Annotated in this window: 16 protein-coding genes; all 16 read left to right on the forward strand. The window is 40.4% G+C overall.

What is annotated here, in order from left to right; translation table 11 throughout:
* Positions 1-49 precede the first annotated feature (49 nt).
* The 16 genes from SynPROS91_RS12060 (at position 50) to SynPROS91_RS00900 (ending at position 20271) form a co-directional block, all read left to right on the forward strand.
* Positions 50-2050, forward strand: coding sequence for an alpha-ketoacid dehydrogenase subunit alpha/beta (locus SynPROS91_RS12060; protein ID WP_255439847.1), 2001 nt, complete (start codon positions 50-52; stop codon positions 2048-2050).
* A complete protein-coding gene (locus tag SynPROS91_RS00830; protein WP_186517589.1) occupies positions 2050-2865 on the forward strand; it encodes an SDR family oxidoreductase in 816 nt (271 codons plus the stop codon). Before SynPROS91_RS12060 ends, SynPROS91_RS00830 begins: the two co-directional genes overlap by 1 nt.
* Positions 2862-3716 (forward strand): FkbM family methyltransferase, encoded by an 855-nt coding sequence (locus tag SynPROS91_RS00835; RefSeq protein ID WP_186517591.1) that lies wholly within the window; start codon positions 2862-2864, stop codon positions 3714-3716. Before SynPROS91_RS00830 ends, SynPROS91_RS00835 begins: the two co-directional genes overlap by 4 nt.
* Positions 3710-5539: a thiamine pyrophosphate-binding protein gene (locus SynPROS91_RS00840; protein WP_186517592.1), complete on the forward strand. Its 1830-nt coding sequence runs from the start codon at positions 3710-3712 to the stop codon at positions 5537-5539. The genes SynPROS91_RS00835 and SynPROS91_RS00840 overlap by 7 nt, the downstream gene beginning before the upstream one ends.
* 12 nt (positions 5540-5551) lie before the next feature.
* Entirely contained in the window at positions 5552-7003 is a 1452-nt protein-coding gene (locus SynPROS91_RS00845) for a TIGR04372 family glycosyltransferase (protein ID WP_186517594.1), read from the forward strand.
* A 354-nt stretch (positions 7004-7357) separates the two neighbouring features.
* Positions 7358-8230: a hypothetical protein gene (locus SynPROS91_RS00850; protein WP_186517596.1), complete on the forward strand. Its 873-nt coding sequence runs from the start codon at positions 7358-7360 to the stop codon at positions 8228-8230.
* Between the two features lie 1077 nt (positions 8231-9307).
* On the forward strand, positions 9308-9853 hold the full coding sequence (locus tag SynPROS91_RS00855; RefSeq protein WP_186517597.1) for a hypothetical protein: 546 nt from the start codon (positions 9308-9310) through the stop codon (positions 9851-9853).
* A gap of 119 nt (positions 9854-9972) precedes the next feature.
* Entirely contained in the window at positions 9973-10683 is a 711-nt protein-coding gene (locus tag SynPROS91_RS00860) for an FkbM family methyltransferase (RefSeq protein WP_186517599.1), read from the forward strand.
* Entirely contained in the window at positions 10676-11440 is a 765-nt protein-coding gene (locus SynPROS91_RS00865) for a DUF268 domain-containing protein (protein WP_186517601.1), read from the forward strand. Before SynPROS91_RS00860 ends, SynPROS91_RS00865 begins: the two co-directional genes overlap by 8 nt.
* An 808-nt stretch (positions 11441-12248) precedes the next feature.
* Entirely contained in the window at positions 12249-12860 is a 612-nt protein-coding gene (locus SynPROS91_RS00870; protein ID WP_186517603.1) for an alpha-1,2-fucosyltransferase, read from the forward strand.
* A 226-nt stretch (positions 12861-13086) separates the two neighbouring features.
* Entirely contained in the window at positions 13087-15015 is a 1929-nt protein-coding gene (gene asnB / locus SynPROS91_RS00875) for an asparagine synthase (glutamine-hydrolyzing) (protein ID WP_186517605.1), read from the forward strand.
* 10 nt (positions 15016-15025) lie between these two features.
* Positions 15026-16006, forward strand: a complete 981-nt coding sequence (locus tag SynPROS91_RS00880) for a glycosyltransferase family 2 protein (protein WP_186517607.1) — start codon at positions 15026-15028, stop codon at positions 16004-16006.
* Positions 16007-16041: 35 nt separating this feature from the next.
* On the forward strand, positions 16042-16812 hold the full coding sequence (rfbF, locus tag SynPROS91_RS00885) for a glucose-1-phosphate cytidylyltransferase (protein WP_186517609.1): 771 nt from the start codon (positions 16042-16044) through the stop codon (positions 16810-16812).
* 3 nt (positions 16813-16815) lie between these two features.
* The gene (rfbG, locus tag SynPROS91_RS00890; protein ID WP_186517611.1) at positions 16816-17928 is read left to right on the forward strand and encodes a CDP-glucose 4,6-dehydratase; all 1113 of its coding nucleotides are present in this window, start codon (positions 16816-16818) and stop codon (positions 17926-17928) included.
* A gap of 4 nt (positions 17929-17932) precedes the next feature.
* Positions 17933-19423 carry a lipopolysaccharide biosynthesis protein RfbH gene (gene rfbH, locus SynPROS91_RS00895; RefSeq protein WP_186517612.1) on the forward strand — a complete coding sequence of 497 codons (1491 nt, stop codon included), beginning with the start codon at positions 17933-17935 and terminating at the stop codon, positions 19421-19423.
* Positions 19420-20271 (forward strand): NAD(P)-dependent oxidoreductase, encoded by an 852-nt coding sequence (locus SynPROS91_RS00900; protein ID WP_186517614.1) that lies wholly within the window; start codon positions 19420-19422, stop codon positions 20269-20271. Before rfbH ends, SynPROS91_RS00900 begins: the two co-directional genes overlap by 4 nt.
* Positions 20272-20327: the final 56 nt, after the last annotated feature.

A 20327-nucleotide genomic window follows, 5' to 3' on the forward strand; every position in this document is an offset into this window, starting at 1 on the left:
ACATAAAATATCGCATTTCTCTGAAATTTCTAAAAATCTTTTCTATTCGATGCTTCGCATTAGGATGGTTGAGGAAAAGATAGCTCATAAATACTCTGAACAACAAATGAGATGCCCGGTCCATTTAAGTATCGGTCAGGAAGCTCCAGCTGTAGGAGTTTGTTCAGCACTCGATAAGTCTGATTGGGTCTTTTCAGGGCATAGAAATCATGCTCATTATCTCGCCAAAGGTGGTGATTTGAAAGCAATGATTTCAGAAATATATGGTAAAGCTACTGGTTGCTGTGGAGGTAAAGGTGGATCAATGCACCTTACTGATAAATCTGCAGGTTTTATTGGTGCAACTCCCATTGTTGGTAGCACAATTCCGATAGCTGTTGGAGCAGCCTTAACTGCTAAGCGTACTTCCTCTAACCGTGTTGTTACGGTATTTCTTGGAGATGGGGCCATGGAGTCGGGAGTTGTTCACGAAAGCCTCAACTTTGCGGCAACAGCTAACCTTCCTGTTCTTTTTGTTTGCGAGAATAATTTATATTCTGTGTATTCCCCGCTTGATGTGAGGCAACCTCCCGGAAGGTCATTGTCAGACATAGCAAAAGCCCATTGCTTAAATACAATTACAGTTGATGGGAATAATGTAGGGGAAATCTATGATACTTCCTTCAAGGCTATTAATGATTTGCGCAATGGCTCTTTGCCGTATTTTCTAGAGCTGCCTACATATCGCTGGAGAGAACATTGTGGACCTGGTTATGATAATGACATTGGTTATCGTACTGAATTAGAATTTGAATCATGGAGAGAAAAAGATCCTATAGTTAAATTTAGTGATCATGTTGATCCTCAGGAATCAATGATGTGGGCTGAAGAAATCCAACAAGAGATTGAAGAAGCATTTGTTTTTGCCGAGACCTCTTGCTTTGCTCCCATTTCTTCTGCTTCCGAAAATGTATACCATTCAACAACTATTGCTTGTGAAAATAGTCATCTAACCTCTGATAGGGTGATCTCATATGCTGAAGCAATTCGAGAATCACAAGATTACGCACTTGCTAATGATCAAGGTGTATATTTAATGGGTTTGGGTGTGCCAGATCCAAAGGGGATATTCGGCACTACCTTAAATTTACAAAATGTTCATGGTATTGACAGAGTATTTGATATTCCACTATCAGAAAATGCGATTACAGGTGTGGCAATTGGTAGCGCCATAACTGGTATGAGGCCAATCTTGACACATCAAAGACTTGACTTTTCACTTGTGTCAATAGATCAGATAGTAAATCAGGCAGCAAAGTGGCACTATATGTTCAATGGAACAATGAGTGTTCCGTTGGTGATTAGGATGATAATCGGCCGAGGATGGGGACAAGGTCCACAACACAGTCAAAGTTTGCATGCTTGGTTTGCTCATATACCAGGATTAAAAGTTGTCATGCCATCTTCTGCATATGATGCTAAAGGTATGCTTTCTTCTGCAATTAAGGACAATAATCCTGTATTATTTTTAGAACATCGGTGGTTACATAACATCAAAGGGTTTGTCCCTTCTGAGCCTTACTTTATACCACTATCAAAAGCCGCTATTGTGCGCGAGGGGTCGGATATTACACTTGTTGGAGTTTCTTATATGACACTTGAATGTCTTAAAGCAGCTGAAACACTTTTACGGCTCAATATTAGCGTCGAAGTGATTGATCTCCGTTCTATACATCCATTAGATACTGAAACATTGTTGACTTCAGTCAATAAAACTAAAAGGCTTCTCGTTGTTGATCATGCGGAATCCACTTGTGGAATAAGTGCAGAAGTCATTGCACTAGTTGTTGAGAATTTTGGCAAAAGCCTCTTGTCAAATCCAAAGCGTGTTTGTTTACCTCCCCACCCAGTTCCAACTTGCCATGCTTTGGCATCTGAATATTATCCAACCTCAGATACAATCACGAGGTCTATCTTCTCCATTTTTAGTAAACCATGTGATTCTCTATTAAAAGAAGATGAGCAAACCCCTAAAGACCAACCTAATCGTGAATTCATAGGTCCATTCTGATGAACCAATCTAGTTGTACACTTATAGTTGGCATTACTAGTGGCATTGGATCTGCACTTGCTTCTCATTTTGAATCACTAAAATTAAATGTTGTGGGAACTTCGAGAAACACAGAGATTCCCACAGATAATAATTTCTATATTCATCCTCTTGATCTGGCGTCCCACGACTCAATCGATAAATTTGTTCACTTGTTTTCGGAAAAATATAGGTGGAATCGGTTAATCTTTTGTCCTGCTGTTATGGCACCTATCGGCAAATTTGATTCGATTGATATTCATGAATGGCTCTCTACTTTTAATATCAATTTCTCAAATCAGGTTTACCTTCTCCACTCAATTCTTTCATTTCGTATAGGTGATTGCCCTCATGTTTTATTCTTTGCCGGAGGTGGTACTAATTCTGCACCAAAGAACTATTCATCGTATACACTATCAAAGATCGCTCTAATCAAGTTGGTAGAGCTATTAGATGAGGAGATACAAGACACCTCTTTTACTATTTTGGGCCCAGGATGGGTAAAGACAAAGATTCATGAGCAATCTTTGGAACCCTCTTTGTCTCATCTTTCATCATATCAAGAGACTGTGAGACGTATTTCTGATTCTGATTTTGTTGGTATGGATAAAGTTATAGATAGTGTAATGTGGATTTTAGCTCAAGATAAGAAAACTGTTGGAGGTCGAAATTTTAGCACAGCTCATGATCCATTTGATTCTGATGACTTTGCGAGTAAATTAGTTTCTGATGCCGATGTCTTCAAGCTCAGAAGGCACGGCAATCATCTGTTCCAAACCAACCACATTCATTCATGAAATCACTCTCCACCCTTAATTTTATTCTACAGATACTCCCTTCCATTAACCATTCTCATGCTCGTTCCTCTTCAATTTATCAATATCTAGATGGTTTATTAAAGCCAGCTATAGATGATCTCTTTGGAGCAAATTCTGACTGTAGTGCTGATTTAGTTAATATTGGTAATCTGTGTCTACCGTATTTCTCTATGGGGACCATTAATTCAACGCACCTCTTTGGTTTGGATGAGTTAATAATTTTTTCTTTTTATCAAAAAAATATTCACCGATACAAATCAGTTGCTGATCTCGGTGCTAATATTGGTCTACATTCAATTAGTTTGAGTAAGTTGGGTTTTTCAGTTGACTCTTATGAGCCGGATCCAGAACATTTAGAGCGTATAAAGCTAAATATTGGTTTGAATAATGTAACTCCCAATATTATTGCTGCCGCGGTCTCAATTGACGACGGTGAAACTGAATTTACGCGAGTTGTGGGTAATACCACTGGCAGTCATCTCTCTGGAGCCAAAGACGAACCCTATGGTGAGCTGGAGCGTTTTTCTGTGCCCACGCGCGCATTTAAAAATATACTGCTTGAGCATGAACTCTTGAAAATTGATGTTGAAGGTCATGAGGCCAATATAATATGTTCAAGTGATCCAACTGATTGGACTAATTCAGATGCAATCGTAGAAGTTGGATCTATCTCCAATGCTGAGCGTATATTTAATCATTTTAGAGATTCCAATATCCATTTGTTTGCACAGTCTCTCTCATGGCAGGAAGTTTTCTCACTTTCTGACATGCCTTCTTCATACAAGGACGGCTCATTATTTATATCTAGTAAAGGTAAAATGCCATGGTAGTAAAAAAATTATCAGATCTAGTAGCGGATTTTTTATCAGAGAAATCTGTTCGCCATGTATTCGCAATTTCAGGTGGCGCCTCATTACATCTGATTCACTCCGTCGCAAATCATCCATCTATTGATTACATTTGTAATCATCATGAGCAAGCCTCTGCGATGGCTGCAGATGCATATTCTAGGATAACAGGTAATCTTGGTGTCGCAATTGCTACTAGTGGACCGGGTGCTACTAATTTGATCACTGGCTTATGTTGTAGTTATTACGATTCTGTGCCTGTTCTAGCAATCACTGGACAAGTGAATACGACTCGTATGGTTGGTAATACTGGAGTTCGTCAAGTTGGTTTTCAAGAAACACCCATTGTTAGTATATGTGCCCCGATAACCAAGTATGCTGTGCAAATTAGTGATCCTCTTGACATATTGTATGAATTAGAGAAGTGCTTTTTTATAGCTACTAGTGGACGTCCCGGACCTGTACTTGTTGATATCCCTGATGACTTTCAGAGGGTTTTGGTTGATAGATCAAAGTGTCGAAAATTCTTGCCAGACACGGATATTGTACCTACTATATACCCTAATCTTAATGACTCCTCAGCCTATATTATTTCTCAACTAAATATTTCGGAACGGCCTATTATTATTGCCGGTTGGGGTGTTCATCTCTCAGGATTTAAAAACCAGCTGCTTGAATTTGCTGAGAACTTTTCAATTCCAATTGCACTGACTTGGGGTGCCGCTGATCTTATTTCAGCATCTCATCCTCTTTTCGTAGGTACATTTGGTACACATGGGAATCGGCATGCCAACTTTGCGGTCCAGAATGCTGACCTTATTATTTCCTTTGGTTCAAGACTGGATACTAAGTCGACGGGTTCACCGGTGAATACTTTTGCTAGACAGGCAAAAAAAATTGTCGTTGATGTTGACCCCTCTGAGCTTTCGAAGTTTTCCCATTTTGGCTTGAAAATAGACTCCCTTATCCTGCAGGATCTAAAATTTGCTAATTTGAAACCTCTTATTCATAGGGCTAAAGAATTTTCTTTTGCATCAAAACTGCCTTGGTTAGATCAAATCAAGGATTGGAAAAGCCTCTTTACATTAATGGATGATAACGCAAGGAAATCAATCTGTACAGAAAAAGTTAATCCCTATGTAGTTTTTGATTTGTTAAGCCAATCCATATGTACAGAGACAAATTTAATTTTTGATACTGGTTGTGCACTTGCATGGGGGATGCAATCTTATCTGCCAAATCACCTGACAAGGATCTTCCACGATTTCAATAATACCGCAATGGGGTGGTCACTTCCAGCCGCTATTGCATCTGCTTTGGCAACTCCTTGTAGGGATACTATTTGCCTTATTGGTGATGGCTCTTTTATGATGTCTCTTCATGAACTTGCAGTAATCAAGCGCTACAAACTGCCAATTAAGATTTTCTTATTTAATAACTCTGGATATGGAATGATCCAACAAACTCAAGATCAATGGCTTGATTCGGATTATGTTGCTTCCTCTTACGAAGGCGGTCTTGACTTTCCTGACTTCAGATCTTTGGCAAATTCTTTTTCCCTGAAATATGCTGAAGTCGCCTCTAATGATTCTATTGAATCTTGCGTCAGCAATGTTTTAAAGGAATCCATGCCTATACTTTGCAATTTCATTGTTTCAGATAAGATGCGAGTCATTCCACAAGTTAAGGCCGGTTATCCTAATGAAGATTTAGAACCTCTCTTGGCTAGAGAAGTCTTCTATGATCAAATGATAATCCCCCCATTCAGTCCGGATAGTCAGCGTCCATTAAATTATCAAGCTTAGGTACTTTTTGATATGAGCACCTTGCAATTTATTTTACACTTATTGAAACTTATTGGCTCTTGTGCCAAGTTTTTTTCATTGTTTATTAGAATTACAGTATCTCTTTTACTGCATTTTAAGATCGCTTCTGCCTCTAAATTTCTACGACAATTAACTCTGTCAGTTGAGTTTATACTCGAACATGGCAGTAAATCTAGTCCAATAAAATATTCCCCTTTTTTGTTACTGCCAACAGATGCTCTGGTATTGTATTCAGAACATCAATCTATATTGCATAATGCTAATTCCGCTTATGCATTTGCATGCTGGGATGAGACTAAAAATTTGTTGTATTCTTCTTTAACAATAGAAGATAAAGCATCTTCTTTACACTCAATTGATCCTTTAGATCTTCGGATTATTGGTTCTGAAATTGTTGGTTCTATCGGTCACTCTTCGTTTGGCTTAGCATTACGAGCTCGTATGAATTTTTTGGGCCATAATCCTGTCAAAAGCTATTGGATACTTGCTGGTTTAACTTCTAATGAATACTTTTTAAGGCTTTGGGGTCAACATTTTGATTCTTTTCTTAATGTTAGTCGTTCTGAGCAGAAAGCTATTGAAAATAGTCTCTGGCCCATTGTTGAGTCGATACAAACCATTCGGACTTTTGACGGATATTTAGACTTAGTTAGTGCACATAATAGGTATGCATTAGCTTGGGAGAAGGAATCATTTCCGCCCTTGATTAAACTTTCAGATAATGACCAGACTCGTGCTGAGCATTTTTTTGCTGAACGCAATTGGCAGATTCCTAAATTTATAGTTACATTACATGTTCGCGAAGCTACAGTAGCAGAAGGAAGGTTATATGGAAGGAATGCTTGCATCAGTTCTTATCTTCCAGCCATCGATGAAATCTCACAGCATGGGGGTCTTGTATTCAGAATTGGTAACAATAGGATGACCCCATTACGACATCCTGGCGTTATTGATCTCACACAAGAAAAGGAGATTCCAGAGTGGCTTAATATTTATCTCATTGCTAAGAGTCGCTTTATGATTGCAACCACTTCAGGACCGATAGGTGTTGCGGCAGCCTTTGGTGTACCAATTCTTTGGACAAATATGCCCGATATTGGTAAAGCTGTTTTTCATGCTAAATCTTTATGCTTACCTAAAATGATCAGGCGCCCCTGTGGCGACTTAATGTCTTTAAACGAGACTCTCGATTCTGTTTTTGGCTGGAGTGATTCATTTATACACAACATAAGAGATAAAAATAATGTTCAAGGATATACTTGGGTTGACAATACTGCGCCTGAAATCAAAGAAGCTACAGTTGAAATGCTTAATGGTTGGACACAATTTGAGTCTGATTATCAATCGTGCTGGTCTCAATCTCTTCAGGATTTTGGCAGTTCAGGCTCTACTAGAGTATCGGATACCTTTTTAGTATCGCACGCTAGGGATTTGAGACTATAAAACCCACTAAGCCTACATATAGATTTTTATTTTTTTGGGATATGTTTATTCATTTCTTTTTTGGGCATAGCTTTAGTAGTTTGCTGTCATTCTAAATCTTCTATCTTCAGATTTGTCTCTCGATTTAGAAGATAATTAGTTTTCTAGATGATCAAGCCGGTTGAGTATTCACCGCTTTGTATGCAACTAGCTCCTTATTTGCAAGTTTGGAGCTGATCCTACTTATAGTCGTTGAATAATCTTTTTACTTTTTAGTAAGCACTATCTTCAGTTAGTGTCTGTAATGCAAAATTATACTTCATCGGATTATTCCCTACCAACTCTGTGCTATAATTGGTGTTATTAATTTTAATCGTGGGAATCACCAAGCAAGTTATCAAAGCGCTTATTGCCGAGCATTCCTTCAGGCCTATATCTGGTAACTGGCTTTCGTTTGGTAGCCAAACCGTCAATGTTGATAAGTCTACGTTAATTAATATTTGTGGCCAATCTTGTGTTGATAAACTTTCTTTGGATACTAGTACTAGGCATGGAGCTGGTAGTCGATACTCAGACAGCTCCCTGATTGAGTCTCTTTTCTCTGTGAGTTACAAAACTGTCGATAAGAGTGCTTATGAGTCTTCTAATCTAGTATTGGACTTGTCAAGGCCCATTCCACCTGAATTGGAGTCTTCCTACGATTTTCTTTACACAGGTGGTTGTTTGGATAATGTTTTTTCTCCAGCAGACGTTTTGATTAATAGTTCACGCTTGCTTAATAGTAATGGTCGTGTTCTCCACTATGAATCAGCCTCAAGGCTTCTTGGAGCTTTTACATTTGTGACTGCTGAATGGTTCTTGTCTTATTATGCTGCTAATAATTTCCTCGACTGCAAAGTCTACCTCTTGTGTCAAACCAAGCCTGGCTTGTCTAGGTTTGACTATGATGTACATATTTTCAATTATTCTCACGAATTTACCCGTTCGAAAAATTTAGATTATTTTCGATCAGGATGCTCATTACCTGGGATACAGTATCTTTTAGTTGTTGCAGAGAAAGGTCCATCTTCTACCTGTGACGTTATACCTGATCAACTCCAATACCTTGATTCTAACAGCGTTGACTGGCCAAATATCGCTAAAAAGTATAGCTATTCGAAACGCCCTTTGCTTGAAACATCTAGGACTGCACAAATTGAGCTTCCTTTTCTTTCCGATCATTATACTTATCTTGGAAGTTGCTTCTGATTATAGATTCTCTTCGAGGATGGTTAATATTTCAATAATTTGGCAATCCTGTTAATTTTATCTTCTTGTGATAAACTTGTTCGTCTTAATATTACTCTTTTCTGCAAGCCCTCGTCTTCGTTCCTTTGACTGATCTTTTATTTGTCAAACAATTTTGGCTCTACTGATTATTTATATATCACTGATTAGATATTATATCAGTAAACTTCATTGTTTGCTTGTCTATTGGTAATTTATTATCTAATTTCCTAAGTATCCAATGCTTTTGGGAATATGTTACTACTAACCCTGCTCTTAAGGCAGCCACCTCTTTTTGAAGATATTATGCTATATTGTTATTACATTATTCATTATCCTGCTAGCTAAAGCATAATTTTCGTCATGTATTTAAGAAAGTTTTTTCTTCTGCCATTATCTCTATTGTTATTCATAGTATCCCTTGTTCTCTCCTCTATATTTTATCGTAAAAAAATTTATAGCGTCCATTTCTGTCATAAATTTTTTGGTCATGCTGCTATAGAGCCTGCAATTGCTTCTTCCTTTGCTTCCTCAAATAATATAAAATTATTTACTTCCTTTCAAGGCTTTTCCGACGACCATAATTCTTTTCTTTACTCCATTTTACGCTCTTTGTTTTCTGATTCCTTTGTTCCCTTTTCATACCTGCATTATATATACAACAATTCTTTTTCTTTTATCAAGTATATTACATCGTTTTTTTATTCCCCACTTCTTCCGAATAGGATTGATAGAGAGCTCTTTTATCTGCCATATCTTTCGACTGACTTGATTTTTCCATGGCGAACATTTGCTAGAAAAAAGCTTAACCTTCCGTCTGATTTTTCATATCCTTCCTCCTTTCCAGTTCTTATTGCATGTAGGACTAGCCATTTTTACAAAAACTCTTCAGCCGTACTTGAACAAAATTATCGTAATTTACAGACCGTCGAAATTGAGCATCTTTTACGTTCTTTTTTGGTTAATGACGATTCCACAACTTTTATAATATATACATCACATTCCATTATTAATTATTTACTCCCAAGATTTCAACAATATGAGTCTAGACTTGAGTTTGTGGATGAGCAATATCAAGATGTGATTCCTCTTTTTGCGCGTTCAAAATTGCTGGTAAACAATGGCAATGGTATTGGCGCTTTTGCTACTTCACTGGGATTTCCTACTCTATTTATTAAACATTCTCCCTACCAGAGTATACATTCTTCTCATTTAAATGCTGTCTTGATACCTTCCATCTATCATAAATTTAATACTATTCCGGACTTTTTAGAATCTCTTGAACTCTCCTTTTCTCCCCCATGTATTCTTCCATATGATTTTGTACTAAATTATAGTTCGGTTGGTATTTCCTTGCTTTCTTTAACTAAATATCCTACTCATATCTTTTCAGATTCCTTAAAGCAGGCATTAGACCTAAGTAATCTATTTTCATCTCAGCCTTTCACTATGAATTCCTTTGATTCATTTATCCATACTGAATCTAATTTATTATTTTGGAATACTTTTAACCAGCTTGCATCTAAACAGGTCAAAACTTGGCATAGCAAACAATATCTGACCGTTTCAAATTCTTTTCTTGATTATTTCTCTTCTTGCTTATAGAATTAATTATATTTTTTCATTTAATATTTCTCTTTTATATGCTAGAATTTAATGGTGGCGCTTGTTAAGTCTTTTCTTACATCACCTTTCTTGCTTAGATTGTCTTATCGCATGTAATTATGTATTCTTCTTGGCTCAAAAGAAATCTACTCAAGCTTTGTGATTATCGTTATGCGAGGCATTCCTTTTCCCAATTTGGTGAAGATCTGATCATAGAGCAAGCTTTCAATTTGCTTGCGTGCCAAAAATTCACCTATCTCGATATTGGTGCCAACCATCCTTCTCGTTTGAGCAATTCCTTTTATTTTTATAGAAGGGGTTCGACAGGAGTTTTGGTTGAACCTGATCCTAATTTGTACCGACTACTTAAGCGTAAACGACCTCGCGATATAACTTTAAATTGTGGTGTTTCTGTCTATGGAACTACAGGCAAGCAAACTCTTTACTTGATGAGTTCAAATGTGTTGAATACTTTTTCTCTCGAGGAGGCTGAAAGAATTCAACGTACCACCCCATTTCATATTGTTGATTCTATAGATGTTGACGTCCTTCCTGTAAATAGTATTATTGATTTATATTTTTCTGATATCCCATTCTTTATGTCTATTGATATCGAAGGATTAGATCTGCAAATTCTGCAGGATATTAATTTCTCTTTATATCGCCCTTTGCTTATAGTGTCTGAGACTCTTACTTTCGATCCTGCGACAGGAGGTCGTAAAATTTCTGAGATCATTGAGTTTTTGATCTCTAAAAACTACTCTATTTTTGCAGATACTCGATGCAATACGATTTTTGTTGATTCACTCCGCTTCCAAGGTCATGTTTAGGTCTCTTACGGTTTTTCTACGACTATTTGGCATTGATATTCTTCGTTTGGTATCATCACTTGTTTCGATTCCGTGGTACATCCGTCAGTATTTCTTTTTTATTCGTCATCAGAAGGATTCATTTTTTCCTATTGATTTATATCCGATTCTTTTTGATAGATTTGAATCTGCTTCTGCACTTGGTGAGTATTTTTGGCAAGACTTGTTTGTCGCACAGAAAGTACTGTCACTTAATCCCAGAAAACATGTAGACATTGGTTCTCGTATAGACGGTTTTGTTGCTCATCTTGCGTGTGTACGTCAAGTTGAGGTTCTTGATATAAGGCCTCTTCCTGTCAACATCAACAATGTATTTTTTACGCAATGGGATATTACTGAACCAAATCCTGCCTTTTTTGGTATTTATGACTGTGTCACTTGTTTGCACACTTTGGAGCACATTGGTTTAGGTCGTTATGGAGATCAGTTGGATCCTAATGGCTGGTCCAAAGGTCTTGCTTCTCTTTCTCTTCTCTTGCAACCTCAAGGAGTTCTTCTAATATCAGTACCTATAGGTGTCCAGCGTGTTCAGTTTAATGCTCATCGTATTTTTCATCCCTCTACCATTGTAAAAGTAGCTTCTCTAAATGGGTTATCTTTATCCAACTTTCACCACTTAACACATTCTGGCTCTTTTTTGGAGGGTGATCTCGGTGATTTTGACTTCTTGGCACAGCAGCGCTATGGTTTAGGTATATTTTGTTTTACCAGATCCTAATTTCTTTTTTTGAAATATGTTATTCAATTCTTCTTTATCTTAATTCTTCTTTATTGTGTTCCTTTTGTTTTCGTACCCCCTAATAGCCTTCTTTAGCATGTTTTTGGTGATTCCTTATCAATCGTGAAAGTAGTTCTGTATCTTTAATTTGAACTATATCTTTTTCTCGTTTATTAGGCCTGTATTAGGTATATATCTTTTTTTATCGTTACTTTTTCGGCATAGCTCTCAGCTTGTGAATTTTAACTTCTAATTGTCCTTTTAAGGTTCTTTTGGCTTTTTGCTGTTTGCATTACGATCTACTTAGCACAACACTTATTCATTCGTAAATTGCTTTTCGAGCTAATTTGGATGTATTTCTCCTCTGTTTAATTGCTTCATTGTTTACTTATACAAGAAGCCATGTTGCTCCTCTACTATCTCTATTATAATAGCTTTTTTACTTAAAATATGCTCTTCTTTTCTTTGCAATTTTTTCTTTTCCTTACTATCAGTCTTTATTTGTGCCGCCTTGATTAATGTATTCTTTTCTTCTACTTTTTAATTTTTCTCTGATCTTATATTTTCTATCATGATTCTATTTCCCGAGCAAGGTAGGTTGGGTAATCAACTTTTCCAGTATTGCGGATTACGTACATATTTTCCAGATGAACAGATTGTCTTATTTGGTTTTGAGGATCTAAGATCCATCTCCACCGATTTAAAAGTCCATTTTGTGAGTAGACACTTGTTCAGATCTCATCTCATTTTTAAAATCTTCTGCTCCTCGCTTAAGTTTTTATCTCGTTTTAGGATCTTGTCTCGGATAGTGGAGGATTTATCTTCTGATGGTTTTCATGTTTTTATTCGCAGGGGTCTTTTTTTTAATTTATATGTTCCAGATAACGTTTTTTTTCAGCATTCCAATGTTTTTTGCAATTTTATCGATGTTCCTCCCTTGAAGCGCACACTTCTAACTGACGCTAATTTATGGCTCTCGGCTAACGGATTAGATCCCATTGTAGATACTCTCGTTTTTGTCCATATTCGACGTGGTGATTATTTACGCTGGCCCTCACTTCAATCCCCTGCCGTACTTAGTCTAAGTTGGTATTTGAAAGCAATTGAGGTTATCACGAAATATTCGCCGAAATCTACTTTTATATTTATGGGTGATGATCTCATGTATCTTGAGGATATATTTGGTTCTAGACCTGACTCCTTCATATCTCAAAATTCTCCACAAATTGATTTAATGCTTATGTCCTTGTGTCATCATGGTATTCTTTCAGCAAGTTCATTTGCCTGGTGGGGTGCTAAATATTGTTCCTTATATCACGATTTAGATCCTTTTTGCCTTGCTCCTAAGTACTGGATAGGCCATCGATCTCAACAATGGTACCCTCCATTTATGGAAACGCCCAACCTTACTTATCTTTAATTTTTCAAGTATCTTTATTTCTGCAAACCTATTAGCTTGTGGGTTTTCCTTATTAGTTAGTTTTTTAAATGGATTGCTTACGCTTTCAGGGTTTGTCTTTTTTCTGTATTTTTCACTTAAACTTGACTTATTTGTTTTATAATTAATTTGTTCCTCGGTTTTCATTGCTAATTATTTTTGTTTCATCTGTTATTTTGAATTATTTCTCACAACATCTTTGATTTATATGTGTGGTATTGCCGGTGTAATTGGTCTGAAGAGCTCCCAGATTGCCAAAAAGCTACTTAAGAAAATTGAGCATCGGGGTCCTGATGGATCCGGTTTTTGGTTGTCTAGCCCAGGTGAGTTTCCTGCCACGCTCTGTCATTCACGATTATCCATTCTTGATCTTTCTGATGCGGGTGCGCAGCCATTTCATTCTGCAAATGGCAGATATTCTATTGTCTTTAATGGCGAAATTTATAACTTTCTTGAGTTAGGTCAAGATCTCACCTCTAAGTATAAAGTTTCTCTTTTATCCAATACCGATACTGAAGTTCTTCTTTATGGTCTTATATATGAAGGTTTAGATTTTTTATCGAAATGCAATGGTATGTGGGCTTTTTGTCTATGGGATAGGCTTGAAGCCAGAGCAACTTTTTCTCGCGACAGATTTGGTGTCAAACCGTTATTCTTTGCTGATCTTTCCGGGGGTAGGATTGCCTTTTCTTCTGAAATGAAGGGTCTTGCGCCCCTTCTCTCTTCCATAATTCCATCACAACATATTAAAGATATTTTTGCACATCAATTCAGCTACGAATTTTCTGATTTGTGTGCAATTGCTGGGATTTCACGTTTGCCTGCTGGATCTGTAGGGATTTATGAGAATGGTCGATTATTCGTTGATCAATGGTGGAATACGCTTGATCATCTTTCTTTGATTGATGTTGATTACTCCTCTCAAGTTGACTCTTGGCGAGAATTATTTTTTGATAGTGTAAATATACGAATGAGGTCTGATGTTCGGATTGGAACGGCACTAAGTGGTGGTTTAGATTCAAGTTCAGTACTTGCGGCTATGTCTGCCATTAGTGGTCATTCTGCTTTCCCTAATAATCGTGTCGCTACTGACTGGCAACATGGAATATGTTGTTCATTTCCTGGAAGTTCTTTAGATGAGTCTCATTTTGCAAAGAAAGTTGCACAATCATGCAATGTCAATTTTGATTCTTTGAACGTTCTCCCCAATGTCTCTGAAGTTGATATCATTGAATCACTTGCCCGTGTCGATGATCCTTATCTCACAATGCCTATTCCTATGCTGGCTACTTATAAGGCAATTAAGTCAAAAGGAATTAGTGTTACCCTCGATGGTCATGGAGCTGACGAACTTTTTAGTGGTTACGGTCATCTAAAGTATGCATTGCAATGTTCTAAAACGTATCGGGAATTTTCTCAAATTATGGAGATTGACCGCTCTACACGTACGGGAATCTTTTCTTACAAGGAGCGCCGGAATATCAGTTGTAGATTAAGGTGTCGGGTTTATTACTTTCTTTATTCTTTAGGTGTACTTCCCCTAGGTCGTTTTCGAATGTTGTTGTCTGGTGTACATTTTAATTCCGATTATGGTGGTCCTTCCTCAAGGCTTTATGAGGCTCGTAAATATTTATATAACCATCCCCGATTTCTTGAACTAGATGCTTTCACTCAAGTTCTGTATGAAATTTTTCATCTGACTATATTGCCTACTCTTCTTCGTAATTATGATCGCTATTCTATGGCTAATGGTCTTGAGATTAGGATGCCTTTCATGGATTGGCGACTTGTCACTTACACCTTTTCTTTGCCTTTACAATCTAAACTAGGCGGTACTTTTACGAAAAGAATTTTGAGAGACGCCCTTTCAGGATTTCTCATTGACGAGGTTCGTTTGCGGAGAGATAAAATTGGTTGGAATGCCCCAGTTCACGAATGGTTTCAGGGCCCCTTGAAGCAGTCACTTGATGAGCGTTTTGCAAATCATTCTTCAAGTCCTTATCATGAAAAGTTTAGGTATGCATATCTTAACTTCTTGAAATTGCATAACCCAGGTTTTCGTGACGGTCAACAACTTTGGAATTCTGTTCTTCCCCTTTTGTGGCTTGAGTCTTTAAATTCGTCTTCATGGAATTAAAATTGATTTTATGACTTTACTGACTCCTCCTATCTTACTTCTTGCCTGGCGTCGTCCCCATACGCTCCGCCAGGTAATTAACGCTATTCGGCTGGTTTCTCCCAGCCGGCTATACGTAGCCTGTGATGGCCCCAATCCTGATTCTCCTTATGATGTTGAAAAGGTAGCTGCGACCCGAGCCGTGATCGATTCAGAGATTGATTGGTCTTGTAATGTTGAACGTTTGTACTCTGACGTCAATCTGGGATGCCGTATTGGTGTTAGCAAAGCTATTACCTGGTTTTTCGACCAGGTTGAGGAAGGCATCATCTTGGAGGACGATTGCGTACCTCATCCCGATTTTTTTACTTACTGCACAGTCTTGCTTCAGCGTTACCGTCATGATTCACGGGTTTGGTGCATTAGTGGCAATAACTTTCAAGACGGTACATGGAGTGGACATGGGGACTATTTTTTTAGTCAAATACCAATGTGTTGGGGTTGGGCTACATGGCGGTCGAGATGGGCGACTTATGATTCAGATTTGAATGGATGGCCTGTTGCCCAAGACCTTAACTTATTATTTTCGCTCATCCCAGATGCTTCTATGCGTTTGTATTGGTCACAGATTTGGCAAAGATTGTGGTTTGAAGACAAGCCCGATTCATGGGCTTACCGTTGGGCTTTCACATGCGTTGTAAATCGAGGAATCACTGCTGTACCAAAAGCTAATTTGGTTACAAATGTTGGTTTTGGAGATGACGCAACTCATACTTTTGGTGTTGCTAGTGTGAGAGAAGTATTTGGTTTGCCGTCGAATATCCTTAAGCATCCTTCTTTTATTGTTTCAAATTCTATCAATGATCTTTCAATCTTTAACTATCATTTCAAAGGTAGATGGCGTAGGTTTCCGTTTTCTGTTTTAAGATTTACATTTATTGTAATAAGACGCCTAGTTGGCAGAGTTATTTCTTTCTTGACTTCGCGCTTTAGGCCTGTGAAAGTAGGCTAATGATATAGGTTCCTCTTTTTTTATTACTCTTTCCTATGAAAGCTGTTATCCTCGCAGGTGGTTTTGGTACCCGTATTAGCGAAGAGACCCATCTCAAGCCAAAACCTATGGTCGAAATTGGCGGAAAGCCAATTCTTTGGCATATTCTTAAGATCTTTAGCTCTTACGATATTAATGAATTTGTAATCTGTTGCGGTTATAAAGGCTATGTAATCAAGGAATACTTTGCTAACTATTTTCTCCATATGAGCGATGTTACCTTCCATATGAAATCCAATTCGATGGAGGTTCACCATAAAAAAGCTGAGCCCTGGGAAGTAACGTTGGTTGATACTGGTGAGTCAACAATGACTGGGGGCCGCCTCAAGCGTGTGCGCGACTACATCGGAGACTCTACCTTTTGCTTTACTTATGGCGATGGTGTGGCCGATTTAGATATCACCGCATTGGTTGCCCATCACAAAAGTCATGGGCGTCTGGCCACAGTGACAGCTGTGCAGCCTCCAGGCCGTTACGGGGCTTTACAGTTTGGTACGGCTGGTGTCGTGAAGGGATTTCAAGAGAAACCCCAGGGCGATGGTGGTTGGATTAATGGTGGCTTTTTTGTCTTAGAGCCAGAAGTGATCAATACGATCGATGGTGACGCAACTCTCTGGGAACAGGAGCCCCTGAAAACACTTGCCAGCGAAGGTCAGCTCATCGCTTACCACCACACTGGCTTTTGGCAGCCGATGGATACTTTGCGTGACCGCCAGCAGTTGGAGGATCTTTGGAAGAAGGGCCGCGCACCTTGGAAGGTTTGGTGATCTATGGGGATCGATTCTACTTTTTGGAATGGCCGACGCGTTTTGCTCACCGGGCATACGGGTTTTAAAGGTAGCTGGTTAGCACTTTGGCTTTGCCAATTAGGGGCTGAGGTTCATGGGTTAGGCCTACAGCCTGATACAAATCCATCTCTTTTTGGTCAGTTGGATCTTGCTAAGCAGCTCTCCGGGCATCATCTCCTCGATATCAGGGATGCAGCTGCTCTTGCTTCCTTGGTTGCCTCCTGCCAACCTGAGGTGGTGCTTCATCTTGCTGCTCAGCCGTTGGTTCGGCGCAGCTACCGCGACCCACTGGGCACCTGGGCTACAAATGTTCAAGGAAGTTTGCATCTGCTAGAGGCCCTCAAGCCCCTGCAGCACCACTGTGCTGTGGTGATGGTGACGACGGACAAGGTTTATGAGAATCAGGAATGGGACTACGGCTACCGCGAAGAGGACAGACTCGGGGGCCACGATCCTTACAGCGCCAGCAAGGCCGCCGCAGAGTTGTCGATTGCTAGCTGGCGCTCTAGTTTCTGTGGTCAAGCCCCGCACCAAACGCCACATCTCAGCATTGCCACTGCTCGTGCTGGCAATGTGATTGGAGGCGGTGACTGGGCAGACGACCGGATCATTCCTGACGCCATGCGCTCCTTGGGGGTATATGAGGCGATTTCAGTGCGCCGGCCAGAGGCCACCAGGCCTTGGCAGCATGTGCTTGAGCCACTGGGTGGCTATCTCCTCTTGGCTGAGAAGCTTTCTGCGGGTGCGGATGTTTTTTCCAGCTCTTTCAACTTCGGCCCGGCTTTGGAGGCTAACCGCAGTGTGCGTGAATTGGTGGAGACTGCAATCTGCTATTGGCCTGGAATCTGGAGGGATTGTTCCGACTCCTTCGCTCCCCATGAAGCAGGTCGCTTACACCTTCAGATTGATAAAGCCCATCACCTTCTTGGGTGGAGTCCTCGGTGGGCTTTTGAAACAACCGTGAATCGCACAGTGTCTTGGTATCGGGCCGTCCACGAAGGATCTAATCCTCTCGAGTGCTGCTTGGATGACCTTCAGGCATACGAGATGACCAACACCAAAACACAACCTCGAGCTCCAACACGACCACAATAATTAAATGAACGAAGTCTCATCACTCCGGGAGCAAATCCTCAGACTGACACGTGAATATTCACGCCATGTGCATTCCGGATTTCGACCTGCTTCAGATCCCGAACGCAAGCCCTGGCAGGAAGGTTCCACCATCCCATATGCCGGCCGTGTTTTCACAGAGGATGAGGTTGAGGCAGCTGTAGCGAGCACCCTTGATTTCTGGCTCACGTTGGGACAGGAGGGTGAAGCTTTTCAGCGGGAACTGGCAGCGTTTATGGGTGTGCGCCATAGCTTGCTGGTGAACTCAGGCTCCAGCGCCAATCTCATCGCGATTTCTGCTCTTACTTCTTCCAAGTTGCCGGAGGGTCGGCGGATTCATCATGGTGATGAGGTGATTACGGTTGCGGCAGGTTTCCCCACCACTGTCGCGCCGATTATTCAAGTTGGCGCGGTGCCTGTATTCATCGATGCTGACCCGATTACGGGTAATGCTCGATGTGATCAGCTCGAAAATGCTTACCAGGCTGGCAAAACCAAGGCTGTGATGATGGCCCACGCTTTGGGGAATCCTTTCGACCTTGCGGCCACCTTGGCGTTCTGTCGCAAGTACAACTTGTGGTTGGTAGAAGACAATTGCGATGCCCTGGGGTGCACTTATTCCATGCCGCGCCAACTTGCAGAAAGTCTTGGTGTTAGCGAGAACAGTCCAGGTTTGGATGAAGGCCCTGACCGAGTGGTGCGCTGGACGGGCACTTGGGGTGACATAAGCACCCAAAGCTTTTATCCCCCGCACCACCTCACCATGGGGGAGGGAGGTGCAGTGAACATCGTGTGCGATACAAAGTTCAAGGTGATTTCCGAAAGTTTTCGCGACTGGGGCCGAGATTGTTGGTGTCCGAGCGGTATCGACAACACTTGCAACAAGCGCTTCGGTTGGCAACTTGGTGAACTGCCAGAGGGGTATGACCACAAGTACACCTATAGCCATTTGGGCTACAACCTAAAACCGCTTGATCCCCAGGCCGCGATTGGGCGGGTTCAGCTGAAGCGGCTGCCGGAGTTCATCGAGGCCCGCAAGCAGAACTGGATTACCTTACGCCGGGGGTTAGCTGCCCAAGAAGACATGCTCGAGTTCGCCCTTCCTACCCATGCAACGGCATGGGATCCCGAGCAGGGCTTTCGTTGGGATGAATCAGGATGCCGCACGGATTGCAGCTGGTTCGGTTTCAAGATTGCAGTCAAACCTGAAGCAACCTTCACCCGTACCGACCTGGCCCAAGAGCTGGATAGAAATCAAATTGGTAACCGTATGCTCTTCGGCGGCAATCTTGTTCGTCAGCCAGCCTTCATGCAACTTAGACAAGATCGCCCTGAGGCTTTAAGGGTTGTGGGAAGACTTTCTGATTCCGATCAAATCATGAACACCACTCTGTTTTTGGGAACTTATCCAGGACTTACTGTTGAGATGCTTGATGCAGAAATTGATGTGATCAATCGATTCTGTACTGCACGATGAACATTTGCCTCACTGGTGGCACTGGTTTTATTGGCTCTCACTTTCTCAAGCAGGCCCTTGCAGCTGGTCATTCTGTTCGGGCAATCAGGCGCAGTTCTGATAGCCAACCTCGAATTAAGATTTATCAGCAACCTGATTGGTTTAATTGTCAGCTCGATCAGGTGAAAGCTAATGAATTGCAGGGCTGCGATGTTTTGGTACATTTTGCGGCTCATTCAGTTCAATATCCCTTTGATAGCCTCACCAATTGCTTGCGTTGGAATTTGATCGCAGCTTTAGAACTTTTCGAGCAGGCACGTAGAGCAGGTATCCGCCGCTTTGTGGTTGCCGGTAGCTGCTTTGAATACGGTCGTAGTGGTGAACGCTACAAAGAGATTCCCATTGATGCACCACTCGAACCCATAAACAGTTATGCAGCATCGAAAGCTGCTGCATCCATTGCCTTATGTCAGTGGGCTGAGGAATATCAGCTGGGTTTAAACCTTCTGCGTGTTTTTCATGTTTATGGTGAAGGTGAAGCTGAAACACGTTTTTGGCCTTCACTAAGGCGGGCAGCATTGGCAGGTAGCGATTTTCCGATGACGGCAGGTGAGCAAATTCGTGATTTTATCAAAGTAGAGAAAGTTGCACACGCATTCTTGAAAAAAGCAGAAAATATGTCAAACAATGATGGTGTAAATGTTTACAATCTTGGTTCTGGGAAACCACGCAGTCTTCTGTCTTTCGCACAGGGCTACTGGGCAGGTTGGAATGCAAAAGGCTCTCTGATTGAGGGAGCTGTCCCCTACAGAGAGAGTGAGTGTATGAGATATGCTCCTGGAGAAAAGCTGATTAATGTCAATAAATAGCATCTAATTCTATTAATTGTTAAATTCTTTTTATTATTTGCATGAGGAAGTATTTA

Source organism: Synechococcus sp. PROS-9-1 (assembly GCF_014279775.1).
Classification (GTDB): Bacteria; Cyanobacteriota; Cyanobacteriia; order PCC-6307; family Cyanobiaceae; genus Synechococcus_C.